Raw genomic sequence first — 22,973 nt, 5'->3', positions numbered from 1 at the left:
AAAAACCTCCTAGTAAGCGTTCTTGTTAATAAATCCTTTGAAAACGGTCAGAAACAGGATTTTAAAATCCAATGATAAGGTCCAGTTTTCAATATAATAGAGATCATGCTCAATTCTGCCGCGGATGGATGTGTCACCGCGGAAACCGTTGACCTGGGCCCAGCCTGTGATGCCCGGACGGACCTGATGCTTGATCATATAGCGGGGGATCTCTTCCTTAAACTTTTCTACAAACAGCGGACGCTCCGGCCGGGGTCCCACAAGACTCATATCTCCCCGCAGAACATTATAAAACTGGGGAAGCTCGTCCAGACTGGTATGACGGATAAACTTTCCGAACGGGGTCACCCGCGGGTCGTTTGGCCTTGTCCACTGAGTTGCTTCTTTTTTCGGGTCCTGAACCCCCATGGAACGGAACTTGTACATCTTAAATGGTTTGTTGCCAAGCCCGACTCTTTCCTGTGCAAAGAAGACCGGTCCCGGTGAACTGCGTTTTACCAGCAGTGCGATAATCAGCATCGGAACAGCCAGGATGATCAGGGCGCAGGCAGATCCGATGATGTCGATGGTCCTCTTGGCAATACGGTTTACAACGTTTGTCAGAGGCACATTGCGGATATTGATGACGGGAAGACCGTCCAGATCCTCGGTGTATGGGTTTGTGGAAATAAAGTTATAATAGTCAGGTACAAACTTTGTATGAACACCGGATTTTTCACAGATGGCCACCAGTTTTTCCAGTTTCTCATATTCATCCAGATTCAGCGTGATTGCAACTTCGTCCAGAGGAGTCTGGCTTAAATAGTCTTCCAGTTCATTTAACAAGCCGATTTTTTTGATCCCTCTGTATTCAAAGTTGTCGCTGATGGTATCATCAAAAATACCGTGGATATAGAGGCCCCAGTGGGGATTGGCTTTGATGCGGTCAATGTAGGCGGCGGCAGAGGTACTGAAGCCGACCAGGACTACATGTTTTAAATTTCGTCCGCTTTCCCGTGTGCTGTTCAGCACTTTTCTGATTGTGAAGCGGGAAAGAACTCCAATGATAAAATTAACAGAGAAAAATAAAAGCAGGAGGCTTCGGGGGAAGTTCTGCAGTTTTGTCAGGACAATGGCAACAGACCCGATGCCCAGACCGGCAAGATTTGCTTTCAACAGGTTTACAATTTCACGGCTTCCGCGCTGATATCTTTTTGGGGTATACAGGCCGAAAAAAGTATATAATAAAAGAAGGATAATGATTGTAATAATAACCGTCTTCTGATAGTATGAAAATCCCAATTCGTACTTTCCCACAAAGAAAAATAACTTAGAGATCCACGAATCCTTTCCCCATTCGAAGCGGATCTTATGTGACAGAAAAGCCGATAAATAAATACAGACCGCATCAATAAAAATATGCAGGCGGTTTAAATAGGCTTGGTTTTGCTTAATCATTTGTTTTCTCCTCTTTACGATAATATTACACTGTACTTATTATAAGTGAAAAAGGGCAAAGGCACAATGGAATTATTTCTTATGTTTTTCTTAGTTTTATAACATTTAAAACACATTTTTTACACATTTATTTTGTACTATTTAAGCAGGTTAAATACGAAAGGAGATACAGGTTATGTACGAAGATATGAATTATAATAATACAGAATATACACAGCCGGATCAAAATCAAAATAAAGGAAACAAAAATAGAACAGGCAGGAAGATCGCAAAGCTGGCGGCTGCCGCAGTGGCTTTCGGTCTGATCGCAGGAGTCACCATGCAGGGAGTCCAGTATGGGTTTTCTGCAATGGGCATAGGCAACGGAGGGACACAGCTGGCAACGACCAATACAACAAAAACTTCGGCAAAGGGAACGGCATCAGGAAAAGAAGATTTATCTACAGTGGCATCTAACGTCATGCCGTCCATCGTTTCTATCACAAGCAAGTATGTGACCAGTTCCGGAAACTTTTTCGGGCAGCAGCAGGACAATGAGAGCGAGGGAGCAGGTTCCGGCATTATCGTCGGTAAGAAAGACGGGTACCTGCTGGTTGTCACAAATAACCACGTTATCGCCGATGCACAGTCGATATCCGTCGGATTCACAGACGGTACCAGCGCATCCGGTACGATCAAGGGAACAGACAATGACGCGGACCTGGCAGTTGTCGCGGTAAAGGTAAAGGATATTAAAGCTGCCACATTAAAAAAGATCAAGATCATAACACTCGGAAATTCTGATGACCTGAAAGTGGGAGAGCAGGCGATCGCCATAGGAAATGCACTCGGATACGGACAGTCAGTCACCGGCGGGTATATCAGCGCGCTGAACAGAGAAGTGCAGCTGACGGATAAAACCATGACGCTTCTTCAGACAGATGCTGCGATTAATCCAGGGAACAGCGGAGGAGCTCTTCTCAACAGCAAAGGGGAGCTGATCGGAATCAATACGGTAAAATATTCTTCCGAAGACGTAGAGGGAATGGGATATGCAATTCCGATTAATACGGCGAAACCAATCATCGATCAGCTGATCAAGCAGAAAACTGTAGATAAATCCGAGCAGGCTTACCTTGGAATATCAGGTCAGACCATATCAAGCGATATGGCAGCGCAGATGGATATGCCGCAGGGAGCGCTGGTGCGTCAGGTTGTCCGGAATTCACCGGCGCAGAAGGCGGGTATCAGTGCCGGCGATGTAATCATCAGCTTTGACGGGGCCACGGTTTCTACGATGGAGGGCCTGAAGAGCAAGATTGAAAGCAAAAAAGCCGGAGATACAGTAAAAGTTGCTGTAAAGCGGCAGAATCAAATGGGGACTTACGAGAAGAAAACATTCAGTGTCAAACTGGAAAAAAGGACGGATGACGGAGCTTCAGGCAGTACGCAGAATAACTAAACGGAAACGGTTGAATTCTCAAAGCATACAAGTTACAATGAAGACGGGCGGCAGGCAGCCGTCCGTTTTTAACGTAACAGAAAAGAGGATTCATATGATTTCAATTGAGATAGAACACATAAAATCTTTTATGGCCGGCTTTCTGACGGGGGACGTGTGTGACCAGTTTATGCTGTGCGAAGGCAGGCTGTCCATGGGGACCATGTATGAATTTGACGGAAAAATGCTGAAAGATTTTTATGATACAGATGAATGGGAAATACTGAAAGAGTATCCGTATATACCGTGGAAAATGGAGAAGCAGAGAATATTTTCCCTTATAAAGGGGAAAAAGACTCCCTTGTCTTTTCAGTTTGTGCTTATGCTGAATCCGAAACGAATGGAAGCCTTTCTTTTGAAATATAATATATCTGACAGGCCGCAGCAGATCGGAGGATTATTTTTAAATATTTATTTCGACAGAAAATACCTGAAGTGTACGACAGGAGTGTCAAGAAACACATTTGTTCCGGATAAAACCCTGGAGACAGCCTGGGATGAAGAGATGACATTATTTTTGAAAGGCAGATAGGAGGAGCAGGCCTATGAAGTTATTAAAAGAGATTTGCCGGGGAATACTGATCGGGGTTGCCAATATCATTCCCGGGGTCAGCGGAGGGACTCTGGCGGTTTCCATGGGAGTTTACGACAAGATCATCTATGCACTCACACATATACGCAAAGAGTTTAAACAGAGCCTTAAAATACTGGTTCCAGTGGGCATTGGAGCGGTGATTGGACTGATAGGGCTTTCCTTTGTCATTAAATGGCTGTTTGAGTATTATCCGATTCAGACAAACTTTCTGTTTATCGGTCTGATTATCGGAGGACTGCCTGCCATATTTAAGAGAATGGAAGGAGAGAGAAAGGGCCTTTCCCATGGGATTGCATTTCTTTTGATGTTTGCTCTGGTTGTACTCCTGCCTCTTTTAGGCAGCAGCACGGCATCGGAAGTGATCCTGACTGCCGATCCCCTGATGATGGGGAAAATGTTTTTGATCGGGATTATTGCGGCGGCTACAATGGTCGTACCGGGAGTCAGCGGCTCGATGATACTTTTGATTCTGGGATTTTATCAGCCGATTCTCCGTGAAATCACACAGTTTATGGTCAATCTGGCGACTTTGAATCTGTCCGGACTCACTCACGGTATTCTGCTTCTGACTCCGATGGCTGTTGGGATCATAGCGGGAGTGGTGATCATCGCCAAGATCATAGAATATTTGTTTGAACATTTTGAGGCTATTACGTTTGCGGGAATCGGCGGACTGATTCTTGGTTCCCCGATTGCAATTCTTTATGAGGCAAATTTTGATCATTTTAATCTGTTCTCAGGAGTGACGGGACTGGCTGCACTGGCCGTGGGCTGCGTCTGCGCCTATTATCTGGGTGAAGATTAAAGGGTTTTCATTTATAGAAATATATGATATGATATGTAGTAATGAATACTATATCGGAAAGTTTTAAAAGGAGACGCCATATGAGTTTTAATATTGTCTGTGACAGCTGCACGGATTTGACGAAAGAAGATTTTGAGAAGGGATGCTATACCTGGATACCTCTGACACTGCTGATCGGAGATGAAGAGATCGTCGATGACGATACGTTTGACCAGCATTCTTTCCTGGAAAAAGTGGCAAACAGCAAAGGAGCCTGCAAGTCAGCCTGTCCGGCGCCGGAAGCTTATATGGAAGCATATAAAAAGGCAGATGATATTTATGTGGTGACTTTATCCGCGGAGCTGAGCGGATCCTATAACAGTGCCGAACTTGGAAAAAAACTGTATGAGGAGGAGCTGGGAGAAAAGAATATTCATGTATTTAATTCCAGAGGAGCGTCCAGTACGCAGCTTCTCATAGCAAGAAAGATTTATGAATATGCTTCCCAGGGCATGTCCTTTGAGCAGGTGGTAGAGAAGGTAGAGGATTACATCAGAGGGCAGAGAACTTTTTTTGTTCTGGAGACATTGGATGTGCTTCAGAGAAATGGAAGGCTGTCAAAGGTGAATGCAGTTCTTGCGACGGCTCTTAATATAAAGCCGGTTATGGAAGGGACCAAAGAAGGGATCATACAGAAGCTGGCACAGGCCAGGGGTACAAAGAAGGCATTGGCCAAAATGGCGGAATGCATTGTAAAAGAAGGACAGGATCTGACGGAACGGATTTTGGCCATTGCACACTGCAACTGCTATGAAAGAGCAGTGTATCTTAAGAAACTGCTCGAAGACAAACTGGAAGTGAAAGAGATCGTCATAGTTGATACCAAGGGAGTCAGCAGCCTGTATGCATGTGACGGCGGTGTAGTTGTTGCATATTAGTTCATAGTGAATACAAAAGGAAACGGTTTTGGACCGTTTCCTTTTTTTCGGATTGATACAGAGAAAGGCTTATTGTTCTAAAGTGTAAAATCCTTTGAAATCAGCGACTGGATTTCATTGATGAGAAGACTGGTGTGATATCCATCGGCTGCGGCATGAGAAATTGTGACCGTAAACGGCATTAGACAGCGGCCGTTTTTAATCTGGTATTTTCCATAAGTGATAATCGGAAAGAGATTTGGGCTGCCCTCTGCAGTCGTGGTGCTGTATCCGGTAAAAGACAGCCAGGGCACACAGGAAATACAGAAGAAATTAGGGGGCTGTCCGGGCCTGGCTTTGATTCCTTTGTTATTTCCGTATACAGACAAATCCTCTGTCATCTGCCGGTAAAAAGAGGAAAAGTCTTCAGTGTAATTTGTCCACGAGTCTGAAAAGGTGTGATCATCATCGTGAAAAATAGTGTAGGAGGGATGGACGATATCCCAATATCCGGGCTGTCCGTCTTCGGAAATACCCATCCGGAATTCTTTCATATGATTGATCACGGTTGAGACACAGTAGACAAAACTGGGATAAAATCTGAGACCTTTGTTCTTGGTCAGTTTTAAAAATTCGGTTACATCTAATTCTGCAGTCAGGCTGTAACCACATTTTATTGTTTGGGTAAAATATTCAAAATGTTCTCGCCGCTCCCAAGTCTCGGGGCTGATTTGTTTAAACATGAGGCACCTCCATTTTCTAACTTTTGTATTTTATTATAAAGGAAAAGAAGGAATGTGTAAAAACAGATTGTTAAAAAAATATACAAGTTTTTTGCTGGCGTATGAAATATTTTGCACGAAAATATGAGGGTTCAGCAGTATGCAGAATCAAAATACTATGAATAAGATGTGTAAAAATCCCGGATTTATGCGATTTTTCGTTATTTAATTAACGGTGTTTTTAGACGAAAACTATTGTATGACAAATGGAAATTGTATATAATTAGATACAATATTTATGAAAGAAAGGGTGATGGAATGAGTCGTTTAGAAATTGTAACACCGGGCCGTGCACAGATTGTGATGGAGGGTCTGTATAAAGATTTGGAGAGAAGGATCGAGTCCAGTCCGCCGGGGATCTGTCCGGTCGATATGTCAAGGGCATTTCTTGAGTTATGTCATGCGCAGACATGCGGCAAATGTGTGCCCTGCAGGATTGGTCTTGGCCAGCTTAAAAATCTGATCAATGATGTCCTGGATGGAAAGGCAACTATAGAGACATTGGGACTGATCAGGGATACGGCGCAGTCAATCATGGATTCAGCAGACTGTGCGATCGGCTATGAGGCTGCCAATATGGTATATAAAGGAGTGATCGGTTTCAGAGATGATTATCTTGAACATATCATGTACAACCGTTGCCTGATGTCGTTAAAACTTCCGGTGCCCTGTGTGTCTTTATGTCCGGCGAGAGTCGATATTCCGGGTTATATTGCCCTGGTCAGGGAAGAAAGGTACGCGGATGCCGTCCGCCTGATACGCAAAGACAATCCCCTTCCGACAACCTGCGGTTTTATATGCGAGCATCCGTGCGAAGCTAAGTGCCGCAGAAATATGATCGATGATTCGGTAAATATTCGGGGATTAAAACGGGTAGCCGCAGATTTTGCCGGCAAAGTTCCTCCTCCGCCATGCGGTGAAGAGACTGGAAAAAAGGTAGCCATTGTAGGCGGCGGACCGGGAGGGCTGAGTGCTGCCTATTATCTTAGACTGATGGGACACGATGTTACAATTTATGAGATGCTGCCGAAGCTGGGCGGCATGTTAAGATACGGCATTCCAAATTACCGGCTTCCAAAGGAACGGCTGGATGAAGATATCGAGGCTATCCTGGCCACCGGCGTCAAGGTGCAGTATGGCACTGTCATTGGAAAGAATTGTTCTGTAAGTGAATTGAGGGAACAGCACGATGCTGTCCTGATATCCATCGGCGCCAGCACCGATAAAAAGCTTGGACTCGAAGGAGAAGACGCAAAAGGTGTCATTTCCGCAGTCCAGTTTTTAAGAGATGTAGGCCATGGACGGTGTGAGTGCCTGGAGGGACGGGAAGTGGCAGTGATCGGCGGAGGCAATGTCTCCATGGATGCGGTGCGGACAGCAGTCCGTCTCGGCGCAAAAAAAGTAAGTATTGTCTACCGGCGGCGAGTTGCCGATATGACGGCTCTGGAGGAAGAGATTCAGGGAGCCGTGGCAGAAGGGGTTGAGGTGAAGACCCTGATGGCTCCGTCGAAGATCGAGGTTTCAGAAGACGGAAATGTAAAAGGGATCTGGGTAACGCCCCAGATGATCAGCAGGATACAAAACGGCAGAGCTAGTGTGAAGCCCACCGGTGAGGAAGATGTCTTTATCCCATGCGGGACACTTGTAGTGGCGATCGGACAGGATATTTTGTATGAGCATTTTGAGGAGAACGGAGTACCTGTTCAGAGAGGCAAGATCAAGACTGAAAAATACGGAGGGTTTGACGATATTCCGGGAGTGTTTGCAGGGGGAGACTGTGCAACGGGGCCAGCCACGGTTATTTCTGCCATCGCTGCTGGAAAAGTCATTGCTGCAAATATTGATGAATATCTCGGCTTTCATCATGAAATCACCTGTGATGTGGAGATTCCGGAGCCGCGTCTTAACGACCGTCCTCCGTGCGGCCGGGTGAATATGACAGAGAGAGAGGCCGGAGAACGTGTACAAGATTTTGTAGGAGTAGAAAACTGTATGTCAAAAGCTGAGGCTTATCAGGAGTCCGGGCGGTGCCTGCGCTGTGACCACTTTGGATTCGGAGTATTTAAAGGAGGGAGGGATACGAAATGGTAACACTGACGATTGACCAAATGAAAGTAACGGTGCCTGAGGGCACGACAATTATGGAGGCGGCAGCTTCCATTCATATCGATATCCCAAAGCTCTGTTATTTAAAAGGCATTAATGAAATCAGTGCCTGCCGCGTCTGCGTTGTGGAGATGGAAGGCAAAGACAAACTGATCACATCCTGCAATAATGTAGTGGAAGAGGGCATGGTCATCTATACGAACAGTCCCAAGGTGCGGTTAAACCGGAGAAAAACGGTTTCGATGCTTTTGTCACAGCATGACGGGCAGTGCATCACCTGCAGCAGGAGCATGAACTGCAGCCTTCAGAAGATCGCAAATGATTTTAACATACTGGAGAACCCATTTAAAAAAGAATTCGTACATAAAGAATGGGATAAGACATTTCCTTTGATCAGGGATGCGAACAAGTGTATCAAATGTATGCGCTGCGTTCAGATCTGTGATAAGGTACAGGGGCTGAATGTATGGGATGTATCCGGCACCGGGGCAAGGACAACGGTGGATGTATCCAGGAACCGGGATATCCGGGTCGCGGACTGTTCTCTCTGCGGACAGTGCATCACACACTGCCCGGTCGGGGCGCTGAGGGAGAGGGACGACACTTCTATGCTGTTCAGCGCCCTGGAAGATGAAAACAAGATCGTGGTTGCTCAGATCGCACCGGCAGTCAGGGCTGCCTGGGCGGAGCAGCTTGGCCTTTCCAGAGAGGAAGCACCGGTTGAGAAGATTGTGACGGCATTTCGGAGAATGGGAATAGACTATGTATTCGATACGACATTTTCTGCCGATCTTACGATCATGGAAGAGGGAAGCGAGTTTGTCAAACGTCTGCAGGATGGGGATTTAGAAGAGTATCCTATGTTTACTTCATGCTGTCCCGGCTGGGTAAGATTTATAAAGACTCAGTTCCCGGACATGATTGGAAGGCTTTCCACAGCCAAGTCTCCGCAGCAGATGTTCGGAGCGGTCATGAAGACTTATTTTGCAAAGAAACTTGGAGTAGATCCGGAACGAATCTTTACGCTGTCCATTATGCCGTGTCTGGCTAAGAAAGCGGAAAGGGAGATGGATTTATTTTATGAAGAATATGCAGGCCATGATATTGACTGCGTACTGACCACAAGAGAACTGGACCGAATGCTCCGCGCAGAACATTTAAATCCTCAGTTTTTGGAGAAAGGAGAATTTGATTCTCCGTTTGAAACAGGCACAGGTGCAGGCGTTATTTTTGGGGCAACCGGCGGTGTTATGGAAGCGGCTTTGAGGTCGGCTTATTTTCTTGTGACCGGGGAGAATCCGGATGCGGATGCTTTTCGTGAGATCCGTGGAGTCAAACGCCAGGGATGGACAGAAGCCGAGTTTGATGTGGCGGGAAATGTCATCCGTGTCGCCGTAGTAAGCGGTCTTGGCAACACAAGGAATCTGATGGAAGCCATACGCAGAAAAGAAGTGAAGTATGAGTTCGTCGAGGTTATGGCCTGTCCGGGAGGCTGCGCCGGAGGCGGAGGCCAGCCGATCCATGACGGGCAGGAACTGGCAGAAGAGAGAGGATCAAGCCTCTACTTCCTGGACCGGGATACAGAGATCCGTTTTTCACATGACAATCCGGATATACAAAACCTCTATGAGGAGTTCTTTGAGAAACCACTGTCTCACAGGGCACACCAGCTGCTGCATACGGAACACCAGGTCTGAATCTATCAATCTCTTTGACATGGTTTTCTTTTTTCGCTATAATAGTAACAATTTATGGAGAATGTAAGAAAAGGAGAACCAGTATGAGCAAGATAGAGATGACGACACCATTGGTTGAGATGGATGGGGACGAAATGACAAGAATTCTTTGGAAAATGATCAAAGACGACCTTTTGTTCCCTTTTATCAACCTGAAGACGGAATATTATGACCTTGGTCTGGAGCACAGAAATGCCACGGATGATCAGGTGACCTTTGATGCGGCAGAAGCAACCAAAAAATATGGTGTTGCTGTCAAATGTGCTACGATTACTCCGAATGCCGCAAGAATGGACGAGTATGACTTAAAAGAGATGTGGAAAAGCCCGAACGGTACGATCCGTGCTATTTTGGACGGAACAGTTTTCAGAACTCCGATCACCGTCAAAGGAATTGAACCGACAGTCCGCACATGGAAAAAGCCGATTACCATTGCAAGACATGCTTACGGTGATGTCTACAAAGGCGTCGAGATCAAAGTACCTGGAGCGGGAAAAGCAGAATTGGTATACACGGCAGAAGACGGAACTCAGATAAAAGAGCTCATTCATGATTTTGACGGAGCAGGAATCCTTCAGGGCATGCATAACACAGAGGGTTCCATCCGGAGTTTTGCGAAGAGCTGTTTTACATACGCATTGGATACAAAACAGGATCTCTGGTTTGCCACAAAGGATACCATCTCAAAGAAATATGATCATACCTTCAAGGATATTTTCCAGGAGATTTATGATGCAGAATATAAAGAAAAGTTTGAGACAGCAGGCATCGAGTATTTTTATACATTAATCGATGATGCGGTTGCCCGTGTCATGAAGTCAGAGGGAGGCTATATCTGGGCCTGTAAAAATTATGACGGGGATGTGATGAGTGATATGGTATCTTCCGCATTCGGATCTCTCGCCATGATGACTTCTGTTTTAGTATCGCCGGATGGATATTATGAGTATGAAGCGGCGCACGGAACAGTACAGCGTCATTACTACAAGCACCTGAAAGGGGAAGAGACATCCACCAACTCTGTTGCAACCATTTTTGCATGGACAGGAGCTTTGAGAAAGCGCGGCGAATTAGATTCCAATGAAGAGCTGGTTAAATTCGCAGACAGGCTTGAGAGGGCGACGATTGATACGATAGAAGAGGGTACGATGACAAAAGATCTTGCATTGATTACTACGCTTAAGAACGTCAAAGTTGCAAACAGCGGGGAGTTTATTAAAGCAATCGCTGAGAAATTATAACAAACAATTATAAAATATTACCTCCTGTTTAACCGATACTTATTCAGCAGGTTTTCCTCTAATGCGAGGAGATATTTACGATAAAGAAGGGGATCCTGATAGCCACATGGCCAGGATCTTTTTTTATTACTTAGGAAATCATTTGACTACGTCAAATCGCATCTGGTATGCAAAGTGTTCATACTAAAATGGAAAAAATTGTTGATTTCATATTGGCAACATGGTATAATCGATAGCATAATTACTCTAAAATCTACTTACCAAGTGACTGCAAAAGATAAATTTTGAATAACGAAAGGGGGAGTTTATGGTGTTATCGAATGAAGATTTTCAGCAGCTTGCGGGATTGTTTGATATAAAGCTGAGTCCGATCACCCGGCAGCTGGGGGCCATAGAAGGCAGACTCGAAACAGTGGAGAGTCGGTTGGATACAGTGGAGAACAGATTGGATACGGTAGAGACGCATCTGGTAGAAATAGATGAAAGGTTTAACACGGTAGAAACGCATCTGGTAGAAATGGATGAAAGATTCAATGCAGTAGAAGAGCATTTGGGCGAACAGGATGAAAGATTTAACACAATAGAGAAGCATTTAGGCGAAGTAGATGAGAAGTTTCATATTTTTGACAGGCAGATGGATACGATGCAGAATCAGATTACTTTGCTTATACGAAAGACAGACAAGATAGAAAAAGACCTGTCCGGAACAAAAGATATAGTATCAAAAATCGGAAATACACTGGATAATGAAGTACTGCCAAAACTGGGAGCATTACACGATGGATATCTGCAAAACAAAGACATCACATTTCGCTTGGCTACAAATATAGAGACAGAATCTTTGGAGAATATAAATACTTAAAAAAAATAGCAGAAGATCATTCTGAACGAATTAACAAATTAGAAAACAAATGCTTTGGTTAAGATAAGAATGTAATAATAGTAAATTTATGGTTGAAAAACAAAGGGAAATGTATTATAATGTAAATTAAGGATGAGGAGTCGTTCTCACCATATCTTGTACGAATATATCATTCATCTCTTCTCAATTATAAACTACTACTTCATTACGCGGCATCAGATGTACGAATCTCATTTCAACTGAATCTAAATAGAATTCTGATACTTCCAATCCTTGAAGTGAGAATGATTTCCATCCTTATACTGATGCACATGAAGAAAAAAACACTTGACATTATTTGACACCCTGGAATATAATAATAAAAAATTGAGAAATCCTTTGAGCAAAAGTAAGTAGCTTGGCAAACGGTTTTACAGAGAGCTGCCGGTTGGTGGAAGACAGCAGATACGAGTCATGCGAATGGGTTTGTGAGGAGCGCAGAGAACGCATATTGTCAGTAACTGTCGACGTGATCCCACGTTACGGGAACGGAGTATAAAAGTTTAGGCGGAGTACTCTTAGAGGAGAGTCTGTAATTTCAGAAGGACTCTTAAATTTGGGTGGCACCACGGTCTATCGTCCCTTGTATGAGGGATGACAGGCCTTTTTTGTTATTTAGAAAAGATAGGAGGATTCTATGTTAAGTCCAACATTAGAACAGGTGAAAAATTTATTGACGATTTATCCGACAGTACCGGTGTTTTATGAGGTGCTGGCCGATCATGTGACACCGATTCAGGTTTTTATGGCACTTCGAAAGGCCGGTACCCCGTCCTTTATGCTGGAAAGTGTGGAAAACAGAGATCAGTGGGGAAGGTATTCATTTATCGGTGTGAATCCCAAAAAGGAAGTAAAGATAAACGGCACAGAAATAGAGATTGACGGAACAAAACAGACAGTGGAAAACCATATTGCATATTTAATCGAAATGGTCAATGCATACCAATCTCCGGTACTTGTTGATAAACCAAAGCTTACCGGAGGATTTATCGGATATTTCGGTTATGATACCATTCGGTTTGTGGAAAAGAAACTGGTCAATGTGCCCGAGGATGATCTGAACATGCCGGAATGCCATTTGTGCATGTATGATGAGATTGTCGCATTTGATCACCTGACAAACCGGGTGATCGTGATCCAGAATGTTCATGAGGAGGATGATCTGGAGACAAAGTATAAGAGTTTGGAGCCAAGAGCAAGAAAATTGATCGAACAGATCGACAATTTCCGGATGTCCAGAAAAGAACGCACAGATAAAAAAGAGACAAAGGTAATTTCAAATATAACAGAAGAAGAGTACAAATCCAAGGTAGAAAAAGCAAAAGAATACATAAGAAACGGCGATATCTTTCAGGTTGTGCTCTCACAGCGGTTTGAGGTGGAAAGCGAGGCAGATCCGTTTGATGTTTACCGGTGTTTAAGAACAACAAATCCATCGCCGTACCTGTACTTTTTTGACTTCGTAGATTATCAGATTGCAGGTGCCTCTCCGGAGATGCTCGTAAGTGTCACCAATGGAATCGTGACGACGAAACCGATTGCGGGTACTGTGCCGAGAGGAACGACGAAAAAAGAGGATGATATTCTGGTCCGGCAGCTCATGCATGATCCAAAAGAACAGGCGGAGCACACGATGCTTGTGGATCTAGGGCGGAACGATGTGGGAAAAGTCAGCCGGTTCGGAACAGTACGTGTGGATAACTTTATGTCAGTAGAAAAATATTCGAAGGTGACCCATTTAGTCAGCGACGTACAGGGCGAGCTGAGAGAAGACAAAACTGCACTGGATGCCCTTATGAGCATACTTCCTGCCGGCACATTGTCCGGTGCCCCAAAAGTCAGAGCCATGGAGATCATTGACGAGTTAGAAGATAAAAAGCGAGGGCTATACGGCGGGACCGTGGGATATCTGGCATTTGACGGGAACATTGATACGTGTATCGCGATCCGTACGGTGCTTTTTAAAGATGGGAAAGGATATGTCCAGGCAGGAGCTGGAATTGTGGCTGATTCAGAACCGGAAAAAGAATACGAAGAGACTAAAAACAAAGCGCTGGCAGTCATCAATGCTATTAAGGAGGCGGCAGAATTATGATTTTATTAATAGACAATTACGATTCCTTTACTTATAACGTCTGTCAGGGGATCGGCGAGCTGTATGAGAATATTGAAGTCGTCAGAAATGATGAGATTACAGTGGAAGAACTGGCACAAAGAGAGATCGAAGCGCTGATTATCTCTCCGGGACCCGGATATCCGGAATCTGCGGGTATTTCAAAGGAGGCAGTCCGATATTTTGTAGGAAAAGTTCCGGTGCTTGGGATCTGTCTGGGACACCAGGCCATCGGTGAGGTATTCGGGGCTAAGACGGTTCGTGCCAAAACTCTGATGCACGGAAAACAGAGTAAGATTCAGATTGACAGCAGTCTTCCTCTGTTTCAGGGACTGCCGGAAATAATCCCGGCAGCCAGATACCATTCTCTGATCCTTGAGGGGGAGAGTATACCGGAAGTGCTCACGGTTGCGGCCGAAGACGATGAGGGACAGATCATGGCTGTAAAACACAGAGACTATGACGTGTACGGGATACAATTTCATCCGGAATCTATTTTGACGGAATCCGGAAAAGCAATTTTTAAAAATTTCTTAAAGATAGCAGGTATAGAGACAAAGACAGAAAAGAAGGTGGAAGAGATGGAACCGGCACAGAAAACTGCGATGAAACCATATTTAGAAAAAATTGTCGAGGGAAGACATCTGACAGCTGATGAGGCATACGGAGCTATGGACTGCATTATGTCAGGAGGCGCAACCCAGGCGCAGATCGCAAGTTTTGTCACAGGGCTGCGCATGAACCATGAGACTGTGGATGAAATTACCGGATTTGCAAAAGTCATGCGCGCGAAAGCAGCCGTTGTTCCCAATGAGACAGAGGCCATTGATATTGTAGGAACCGGCGGTGACTTGGCCAGCAGTTTTAATATCTCCACAACATCCGCATTTGTGATTGCAGGGGCGGGACAGAAGGTTGCAAAACATGGAAACCGAAGTGTCTCATCTAAAAGCGGGGCGGCCGATGTGCTGGAAGCCCTGGGTGCCAAGATCGGACTTTCTCCGGAGCAGAATCAGAAATGCCTGGAGGAGGTGGGAGTCGCCTTCCTGTTTGCACAGACACACCATGGCTCTATGAAATATGCCGGACCTGTGAGGGCTCAGCTTGGAGTGAGATCCGTATTTAACATTTTAGGGCCTCTGGCAAATCCGGCTATGACAAATTATATTGTACTGGGTGTATACGAGGAAGATCTTCTGAGACCTATGGCGGAAGTCATGCAGAATCTGGGTGTGAAGCAGGCAATGATCGTGTACGGGGATGACTGTCTGGATGAGATCTCCATATCCGATACGACCAGTATCTGTGAGATCCGGGACGGGAAGCTGATTTCTTATAAGATCAGCCCGGAAGAATTCGGAATATCTATGGCGGAAAAGGATTCTATCAAAGGAGGAACATCGGATGAAAATGCGGTGATCACAAGAGAAATTCTGACGGGAAAAGAACAGGGGCCGAAAAGGGACATCGTACTTCTCAATGCGGGAAGCGCCCTCTATACCATAGGGGCAGCAAAAGATATGAAGGAAGGAATCGAGATGGCAAGGCGGTCCATTGACTCCGGCAGTGCCATAGAAAAACTGAACCAATTCATTGAATTTACCAATCGCTATTAGGAGAACACCAATGATTTTAGACGATATTGTAGAGAAGAGAAAAGAACAGCTTGAGAGGGAAAAAGAAAATTTCCCTCTGGAAGATATGAAGGAGATGGCTTTACATTCCAAGAGAGTCTCCCTGGATTTTAAAGCTGCACTGAAGGCTGATGGAATTTCGATTATATCCGAAGTAAAGAAAGCGTCCCCATCCAAAGGAATCATCTCAGAAGATTTCCGTCCAACAGAGCAGGCGAAAGCCTATGAAGAAGCCGGTGCAGATGCTATTTCCTGTCTGACAGAGGAACATTTTTTTAAAGGAGCAAGTAAGTATCTGGCGGATATCAGAGCCAGCGTAAACCTGCCGATCCTGAGAAAAGACTTTATATTTGACGAATACCAGATTTATGAGGCAAAAGTGCTGGGAGCCGATGCAGTCCTGCTGATCGCTGCGATCCTTTCGGAAGTAAAACTTTTGAAGCTTTCCCGGCTGGCGGCATCTCTGGGACTGTTTTGTCTGACAGAAGTCCACAATGAGGAGGAACTTCAAAAAGTCATCCGGTGCAAATGTGATATTATCGGCATCAATAACCGGGATTTGAAAACATTTCATGTGGACTTGAATACTACGAAACGATTGGCGGAACTGGTACCGTATGATGCAGTGCTCGTCTCTGAGAGCGGCATGAAAAATGGAGCTGATATAAGGGAAGTAAAGGAGTATGGTGCCGATGCGGTGCTGATTGGAGAGACCCTGATGCGCGCGGGAGATATTAAGAATACAATCAATGAACTGAGAGGAAGCCTATGAAAATTAAAATGTGCGGGCTTCGCAGACCGGACGATATAATTTACGCAAATGAGTATCTTCCGGATTATATAGGATTTGTTTTTGCTGAGAGCAGAAGAAAAGTCAGCGGCGAAGAGGCAAAAAATCTGGGGGCTCAGCTGGATCCGTTTATTAAGAAAGTCGGCGTTTTTGTAAATGAACCGGTCCGGTCACTGATTACCATATCTAAACAGGCGGGACTCGACATCATTCAGCTGCACGGAGATGAAGGAGAAGAGTACATCAAAGAAGTGAAACATGAAACCGGAAAAGAACTATGGAAAGCTGTCCGGGTGAGAATGGTAAAAGATATTCAGGAGGCACAGAGACTCCCGGCGGATAAGCTTTTGCTGGACAGTTTCTCAGAAGAGTCTTATGGAGGCACGGGGAAAGTCATGGATTTTGCGGTGCTTGACCAGGCAGATATCCGGAAACCGTATTTTATAGCGGGAGGTCTTACGGTTGAGAATCTGCCGGAGATCTTAAAAAAGGCAGAGCCGTATGGGATTGATATCTCCAGCGGGATTGAGACTGAAGGGGTAAAAGACAGGGAAAAGATGCTCAAGGTAATACAGTGTGTAAGAGGAGGAAAAGATGAGTAAAATCGGAAGATTCGGAGATTTCGGAGGACAGTATGTGCCTGAGATCGTGATGAACGCGGTCAATGAACTGAATGAGGCATATGAAACATATAAAAATGATCCAGACTTTTTGGAAGAGCTGCATGAATATTATAAAAACTATGCAAACAGGCCGTCTATGCTTTACGAGGCAAAGCGTATGACCAAAGATCTGGGAGGTGCAAAGGTATTCCTGAAAAGGGAAGATTTAAATCACACCGGAGCCCATAAGATCAACAATGTGCTGGGGCAGATATTGCTTGCGAAGAGGATGGGCAAAAAGCGCATCATTGCCGAGACCGGAGCAGGGCAGCACGGAGTGGCCACAGCCACAGTGGCGGCGCTGTTTGATATGGAATGTGTCGTCTACATGGGAGCGGAGGACGTGGAACGCCAGAGTCTCAATGCTTATCGGATGGAACTGCTGGGAGCAAAAGTTGTGGCCGTGCAGAGCGGTACGCGAACCTTAAAAGACGCGATCAACGAAGCTATGAGAGACTGGGCTACGAATATTGAGACAACTTTTTACTGCATCGGTTCTGTTATGGGGCCTCATCCTTATCCGACCATGGTCAGGGATTTTCAGAAGATCATCGGGGAAGAGACGAAATGCCAGATGCAGGAAAAGGAAGGAAAACTTCCGGACTGTGTGATCGCCTGCGTGGGCGGCGGGAGCAATGCCATGGGAGCTTTCTATGACTTTGTAAAAGATAAGAATGTGCGCCTTGTCGGAGCCGAGGCGGCGGGAAGAGGGGTTCATACAATCCAGCATGCGGCCACGATCGCCAGGGGAAGCAAGGGTATTTTTCACGGAATGAAGAGCCTTTTTCTTCAAAATGAGGAAGGACAGATTGATGAGGTTTATTCTATTTCCGCAGGTCTTGACTATCCGGGAATCGGACCGGAACACGCCCACCTTCATGACATTGGCAGGGCAGAATATGTGAGCGTCACGGATGAACAGGCGGTATGCGCGTTTGAGTACTTAACAAAGATGGAAGGGATTATTCCGGCCATTGAATCAGCCCATGCGGTAGCTGCAGCAATGGAAATCGTTCCGAATATGAAAAAGGATGAAAGTGTTGTGATCTGTCTGTCCGGCCGGGGAGACAAGGATGTATTTCAGGCAGCAAGATATAGAGGGGTGAAGTTAGATGAGAATTAAAGAAGCATTTGAGAAGAGAAAGAAAAATGGACAGAAAGCGCTGATTACCTATATCGTGTCCGGTGATTTTGGATATGAGACTACAAAGAAAAATATCATGAGTATGGTAAATGCCGGTGCGGATATCGTAGAGATCGGAATTCCGTTTTCTGATCCCATAGCAGAAGGGATCGTTATCCAGGAAGCCAGCCAGCATTCGCTGGAAGGCGGAACTACGCTGGCCGGAATTTTTAAGATGGTGAAGGAACTCAGAAATGAAACCGATACACCGTTTGTGATGATGATGTACTTAAATACGATTTACCGTTTTGGGACGGAACGTTTTTTTGACCTCTGTAATGAATGCGGGATTGACGGTGTCATCGTGCCGGATATGCCGTTTGAGGAGAAGGATGAGATACAGGGAACAGCCACGGCTCATGGTGTTGACAACATCAGCCTGGTAACGCCTGCTTCTCACGACCGAATCGAATCCATTGCGAAGGACGCAGAGGGATTTTTGTACTGTGTCTCATCTATTGGTGTAACAGGGACGAGAAATGAGTTTTCCACAGACTTTGACGCATTTTTTGATGTGATTAAGAAAAACGCAGATATTCCCTGTGCGGTTGGATTTGGAATTTCAGGTCCGGAACAGGCCAAAAAGATGAGTCAGTATTGTGACGGCGTGATTGTGGGCAGCGCTATTGTAAAGATCATCAGCGAGTATGGGGAAGACAGTCCAAAAAAAGTATATGAGTTTACAAAAAGCCTTCGGGATGCGCTGGATGAATAAAATTTTGTGCAAAATGTACAAATTATATAGATGTGTAAATGTCAGATATTAATAAAATTTAAAAATATTTTTTTGAAAACTTATTAAATTTTAAAAAATGTGGTAAAATAAGTATATAATACAAAATGCTGAGACCGGACTTAACTCCGGTCTTCTTTTATTCCATAGGAAAGTTTGTCCACGTTGTTATTTTTCAGAGAAAGGAGTTACACTGCAGTGCAGATAGAGGAACGGATACAAGAACTTATAAAGGCTGCCGGGCAGAACCATAATGTCATTCAGCTGGATGAGGTCGATCAGGTCTTTGATAAGAGTTTGAGTGAGCAGGAATTTGATTATGTTATCGGCCGTCTGAAAGACCAAAATATAGAATTTTCGGATTTTACAGCGGCAGGCCATGCAGACACGGCGGAAGCTGAAAATGCTGTGATGGAGGATTCAGTGAAGGCTTATCTGCACAGGATAGGCAGGATTCCGCTGCTTTCCAAAGACCAGGAAGAAAGACTGGCAAAGGAAATTGAAGCGGGAAGCCAGTCGGCAAAAGATAAAATGATCAATTCCAACCTGCGTCTGGTCGTCAGTGTTGCAAAAAGGTATGCTGCAGGCAGCGGCATGGCGCTTCTGGATCTGATCCAGGAAGGCAATATAGGACTTATGAAAGCGGTGGACAAGTTTGATTACCGAAGAGGATACAAGTTTAGTACCTATGCCATGTGGTGGATCCGGCAGTCTGTCACGAGGGCTATCGCGGACCAGGCCAGGACGATCCGGATACCCGTCCACATGAAAGAAAAGATGGGGAAAGTCAGTGGTGCGGCCAGAAAATTTTTGGAAGAAAACGGACGGGAACCCAATGCGGATGAACTGGCAGAACTGATGGAAATCAGCAGGGATCAGATGGATGAGATCATGAGATTGTACAGTGACACTGTATCTCTAGACTCTCCGGTCGGAGAAGAGGAAGATGCGATGCTCATGAATTTTGTAGCGGACGAGAGCATGCCGGAACAATATCAGACGGCGGAGCAGGGAATTCTCTCTGAACAGATAAATGAGATATTGTCGGAACTCACCGAACGTGAACAGACGATTTTAAGGCTGCGTTTTGGATTTGTAGAAAATAGGATCTGGACACTGGAGGAAGTAGGGAGAGAATATCATGTGACAAGAGAGCGCATACGCCAGATCGAAGGAAAAGCTTTGAGAAAGCTGAAAATGAAAAAGGAAACGAAATCTCTAAGAGCCTATATTGAAGACTGATTTTGGTACTTTTTTAAAAAATCAGCCGGCGGAAGAAAAATTCCCCCGGTTGATTTTTTTTTCATTCTCCTTTATACTTTGCATCGAAACATGAAGCTGCAAAGGAAAAGGGTAAAAGATGAGAGAGAAAAGGTATGAGGAACTGGTTCCATATGTAGAACAGGCGAAACAGGGCAGTGAAGATGCGTTTGCCTATCTGTACGAAGCGACCATAGAGCCGACCCGTTATTTTGTCTATAATTTCTGTAAAAATAGAAATAAGGTGGAAGATCTTCTTCAGGAAATCTATCTGGAAGTGTACCGGTCTCTGCCTTCTTTAGAAGATAATATGGCGTTCTGTGCCTGGCAGCGCCAGATTACATATCATTGCTGCGTAAAATCTATAAAAGAGAATGAAGAAGCTTTTATCGGGGATGACAACATTGAATTTATAAAAAGTCTGACGGACAGCAGTGAAACTCCCCAGGATGTAGTTTTGCAGAATGAAAAGTCAGAACTGCTGAACAGGTGTATCCAGAAGCTGCCGGAAAAGCAGAGAGCTGCTCTGTTACTTTACTCTTTTCAGCAGATGCGGATGAAAGAAATCGGAAAGGTCCTGGACTGCAAAGAGAATGCAGTAAAAAATCTTTTGTTTAACGCCAGAAAGAATTTGAAAAAACAGATCGAGATGCTTCCTCAGGAGGAACGGGATGTGCTGAACATCAGAAGCTTCGGTGTCTTTACTCTCTATCCGTTCCTGCGGGAGTCTCTTACTTATGCGTCTAAAAAAGGAGTGAAGCAGGGCACTCTCATGATCAAGAAGGCTGTGATGGGAGCTGCCGTGGCCGCGGGAGTCGGAATCACGGGAGTTCTTGTATTCGGGAGCACGGATCTTCCGGAGCAGGACTTCCATGAAATTCAGCTGAAAAGTCCGGACTGGGAGACTCACGATCTGTCCGGACTACGGATACCGAAAAAGAAAGTGAAAAAAACATTGCCAGTGTCGGTTCCGGTAAATGTGACCAGAATCAGGGGGGATAAGAAGAAGGAAAGGCTTGAGATTTATGTGACCGGAGATGTAAACTTCGAAAGCACGTTTGCAAAAGACAAGAAAGGAAAGATTTTCAGACCGGAAAGTTACAGCAGTCAGAAAAAGGTTCTGTATTTTTCTGTTTTTGTGAATGATTTTGAACTCCATTTAAAATCAAAGGACGGAACAACAGAGATTTTTGATTTCCGGCAGAAATAACTGAGATCAAGAAGGATTGCCATGCTGGTGCTCCTTCTTTTTTTGTTCCACAGGAAAACTGTTCTGTGGAATAAAAAATATTGGTTTTTGGTCTAACTCTTTTTTTCGGTACCAATACCTGATAAGAAAAAATGTCAGATTACGAGGAAAAGGAGCAGCAGTTATTAAAAGAAAAATTTTAGTCTTCTTGTTGGTCATTGCATTTGGAACGGGACAGGCTATGGTTTTTGCCGAGTCCGATGTACAGGAAGCAGCAGAGGTGGCAACAGAACCGACAGAGGATAGAAAGCCTGAAGCGGACATAGGAAATACAGAGGATACAGAATCGACAACAGAAGAATCGGAGACCGAAACCAGTACCCAAGCGGGAGATTTGTCAAAAGACATGGAAGAAATTGGGGGGGGGCTTAAGCAGATTTAAGAATACAGAAAATATTACAGAAACATTCCTGGATGCTAATGAGACGATCGTCCCTCTGGTGAATAAAGTTTCTGAAAAGTCTCTGAAAAAGACGAAAGAAGGACAGACCATGCTGGATGTGAGTCTTGGTAATATTAGGATCAATCAGACAGGTGCATCAGGCGGAGGACTTTCAGAGGCAGAGACAGAGCTGAATCCGAATGGTTATTATATCACAGGAGAGACCGTGAATTACAACGTGGTTGTAGTAAAAGGGGTTAAAACGGAACTGACATTTGACAATGTAAAGATTCAAAGCAATAACATTACCCGAAACTGTGTGGTTGTCTCACATGCCGATGTGACGATTACATTGAAGGGGGATAATAAATTGAGGTGCAATTATGGAACTGGTAGTACTGGAGGAACAGCCCTTGCCAAAGATGGGATGGATGGTTTCCTCACTCTGCAGTGTGAATATGCAGGAAGATATAAAAAATATCAGGATTTCAGGGGGCAATGTCAAAGCAATTGGTACTGCTAATGGCCCAGGGATTGGCGGAGGATACGGAAGCGACTTTGATGGATTATATATAACCGGAGGAAAAGTTGAAGCAAAGGGAGGTGCAAATGCACCGGGTATCGGGACAAGTATAGGTTATAGAAATGACTACAAGCTGAAAAATGTGCAGATTAGCGGCGGAGATACGGTTGTCATTGCCATCGGAGATAAAAGCACAAATATGCCCGGGATCGGAGCGGCCGGAGGGAATGATTATGTCAGCAGCGTAACGGCAGAGCCTGACCCAGGCTATCAGGGATATATTCAGGACGGTACGAGCCTTGAGGATTACAGCTTTATGGAGGGAACGCCGTTCCATGAAAAGACCGATATCCGGGTAGGAAGATTCTACACGAAGGTTTACTTTGGACCGTTCCGGGATGTGAACGGAATTGAGGATGATACGAAAGAGCAGATCGGAGCCAACCATGTGATCAGCAAGAGCGG

Annotated in this window: 20 protein-coding genes, 1 pseudogene and 1 other annotated feature; of the genes and pseudogenes, 19 read left to right on the top strand and 2 right to left on the bottom strand. The window is 44.9% G+C overall.

From position 1 onward, the window contains the following. Positions 1-9: 9 nt before the first annotated feature. On the bottom strand, positions 10-1,437 hold the full coding sequence (locus DWV34_RS15135) for an undecaprenyl-phosphate glucose phosphotransferase (protein WP_006565671.1): 1,428 nt from the start codon (positions 1,435-1,437) through the stop codon (positions 10-12). Positions 1,438-1,612: 175 nt separating this feature from the next. Between DWV34_RS15135 and DWV34_RS15130 the strand changes: the two genes are divergently transcribed. The 4 genes from DWV34_RS15130 (at position 1,613) to DWV34_RS15115 (ending at position 5,234) form a co-directional block, all read left to right on the top strand. Continuing rightward, positions 1,613-2,878 carry a S1C family serine protease gene (locus DWV34_RS15130; protein ID WP_009290674.1) on the top strand — a complete coding sequence of 422 codons (1,266 nt, stop codon included), beginning with the start codon at positions 1,613-1,615 and terminating at the stop codon, positions 2,876-2,878. A gap of 94 nt (positions 2,879-2,972) precedes the next feature. Further along, positions 2,973-3,449, top strand: coding sequence for a DUF5721 family protein (locus DWV34_RS15125; RefSeq protein WP_009290675.1), 477 nt, complete (start codon positions 2,973-2,975; stop codon positions 3,447-3,449). A 13-nt stretch (positions 3,450-3,462) separates the two neighbouring features. Beyond that, complete coding sequence (locus tag DWV34_RS15120; protein ID WP_006565668.1) at positions 3,463-4,317, top strand: DUF368 domain-containing protein; 855 nt, start codon at positions 3,463-3,465, stop codon at positions 4,315-4,317. Between the two features lie 80 nt (positions 4,318-4,397). After that, entirely contained in the window at positions 4,398-5,234 is an 837-nt protein-coding gene (locus DWV34_RS15115; protein WP_009290676.1) for a DegV family protein, read from the top strand. Positions 5,235-5,311: 77 nt separating this feature from the next. On the opposite strand, the gene DWV34_RS15110 is transcribed toward DWV34_RS15115, so the two are convergent. After that, positions 5,312-5,956, bottom strand: coding sequence for a chloramphenicol acetyltransferase (locus DWV34_RS15110; RefSeq protein ID WP_009290677.1), 645 nt, complete (start codon positions 5,954-5,956; stop codon positions 5,312-5,314). A gap of 297 nt (positions 5,957-6,253) precedes the next feature. Here DWV34_RS15110 and DWV34_RS15105 point away from each other — a divergent pair, with 297 nt between their 5' ends. The 15 genes and pseudogenes from DWV34_RS15105 to DWV34_RS18225 form a co-directional block, all read left to right on the top strand. Beyond that, complete coding sequence (locus DWV34_RS15105) at positions 6,254-8,086, top strand: NAD(P)-binding protein (RefSeq protein WP_118476599.1); 1,833 nt, start codon at positions 6,254-6,256, stop codon at positions 8,084-8,086. After that, positions 8,080-9,798, top strand: coding sequence for a [FeFe] hydrogenase, group A (locus tag DWV34_RS15100; protein ID WP_006565663.1), 1,719 nt, complete (start codon positions 8,080-8,082; stop codon positions 9,796-9,798). The genes DWV34_RS15105 and DWV34_RS15100 overlap by 7 nt, the downstream gene beginning before the upstream one ends. Positions 9,799-9,881: 83 nt before the next feature. Beyond that, positions 9,882-11,078 (top strand): NADP-dependent isocitrate dehydrogenase, encoded by a 1,197-nt coding sequence (locus tag DWV34_RS15095; protein ID WP_009290680.1) that lies wholly within the window; start codon positions 9,882-9,884, stop codon positions 11,076-11,078. A gap of 307 nt (positions 11,079-11,385) precedes the next feature. Further along, positions 11,386-11,940 (top strand): hypothetical protein, encoded by a 555-nt coding sequence (locus DWV34_RS15090; RefSeq protein WP_022261089.1) that lies wholly within the window; start codon positions 11,386-11,388, stop codon positions 11,938-11,940. 369 nt (positions 11,941-12,309) lie between these two features. Next, positions 12,310-12,566, top strand: a binding site (T-box leader). A 50-nt stretch (positions 12,567-12,616) separates the two neighbouring features. Then, entirely contained in the window at positions 12,617-14,074 is a 1,458-nt protein-coding gene (gene trpE / locus DWV34_RS15085; RefSeq protein ID WP_009290682.1) for an anthranilate synthase component I, read from the top strand. Continuing rightward, the gene (locus tag DWV34_RS15080) at positions 14,071-15,708 is read left to right on the top strand and encodes a bifunctional anthranilate synthase component II/anthranilate phosphoribosyltransferase (protein WP_118476598.1); all 1,638 of its coding nucleotides are present in this window, start codon (positions 14,071-14,073) and stop codon (positions 15,706-15,708) included. Before trpE ends, DWV34_RS15080 begins: the two co-directional genes overlap by 4 nt. A 10-nt stretch (positions 15,709-15,718) precedes the next feature. Further along, positions 15,719-16,498, top strand: a complete 780-nt coding sequence (gene trpC, locus DWV34_RS15075; protein ID WP_118476597.1) for an indole-3-glycerol phosphate synthase TrpC — start codon at positions 15,719-15,721, stop codon at positions 16,496-16,498. Beyond that, a complete protein-coding gene (locus tag DWV34_RS15070; RefSeq protein ID WP_118476596.1) occupies positions 16,495-17,118 on the top strand; it encodes a phosphoribosylanthranilate isomerase in 624 nt (207 codons plus the stop codon). Before trpC ends, DWV34_RS15070 begins: the two co-directional genes overlap by 4 nt. Then, positions 17,111-18,301: a tryptophan synthase subunit beta gene (trpB, locus tag DWV34_RS15065; RefSeq protein WP_118476595.1), complete on the top strand. Its 1,191-nt coding sequence runs from the start codon at positions 17,111-17,113 to the stop codon at positions 18,299-18,301. The genes DWV34_RS15070 and trpB overlap by 8 nt, the downstream gene beginning before the upstream one ends. Further along, a complete protein-coding gene (gene trpA / locus DWV34_RS15060) occupies positions 18,291-19,076 on the top strand; it encodes a tryptophan synthase subunit alpha (protein ID WP_006565655.1) in 786 nt (261 codons plus the stop codon). The genes trpB and trpA overlap by 11 nt, the downstream gene beginning before the upstream one ends. 216 nt (positions 19,077-19,292) lie before the next feature. Then, a complete protein-coding gene (locus DWV34_RS15055) occupies positions 19,293-20,336 on the top strand; it encodes a sigma-70 family RNA polymerase sigma factor (RefSeq protein WP_006565654.1) in 1,044 nt (347 codons plus the stop codon). Between the two features lie 118 nt (positions 20,337-20,454). Further along, complete coding sequence (locus tag DWV34_RS15050; RefSeq protein WP_118476594.1) at positions 20,455-21,564, top strand: RNA polymerase sigma factor; 1,110 nt, start codon at positions 20,455-20,457, stop codon at positions 21,562-21,564. Positions 21,565-21,784: 220 nt separating this feature from the next. Further along, positions 21,785-21,985 (top strand): hypothetical protein, encoded by a 201-nt coding sequence (locus DWV34_RS15045; RefSeq protein WP_243000898.1) that lies wholly within the window; start codon positions 21,785-21,787, stop codon positions 21,983-21,985. Beyond that, entirely contained in the window at positions 21,960-22,508 is a 549-nt protein-coding gene (locus DWV34_RS18230) for a hypothetical protein (RefSeq protein WP_330417042.1), read from the top strand. The genes DWV34_RS15045 and DWV34_RS18230 overlap by 26 nt, the downstream gene beginning before the upstream one ends. Continuing rightward, positions 22,408-22,973 (top strand): annotated as a pseudogene (locus DWV34_RS18225) (hypothetical protein); the annotation flags it as partial. The gene DWV34_RS18230 and the pseudogene DWV34_RS18225, both read left to right, overlap by 101 nt.

It is taken from the genome of Anaerostipes sp. AF04-45, assembly GCF_003461725.1.
In the GTDB taxonomy this organism is placed as follows: domain Bacteria; phylum Bacillota; class Clostridia; order Lachnospirales; family Lachnospiraceae; genus Anaerostipes; species Anaerostipes caccae.
The sequence above is the reverse complement of the archived record's forward strand: the minus strand, read 5'-3'. Positions and strand labels throughout refer to the sequence as shown.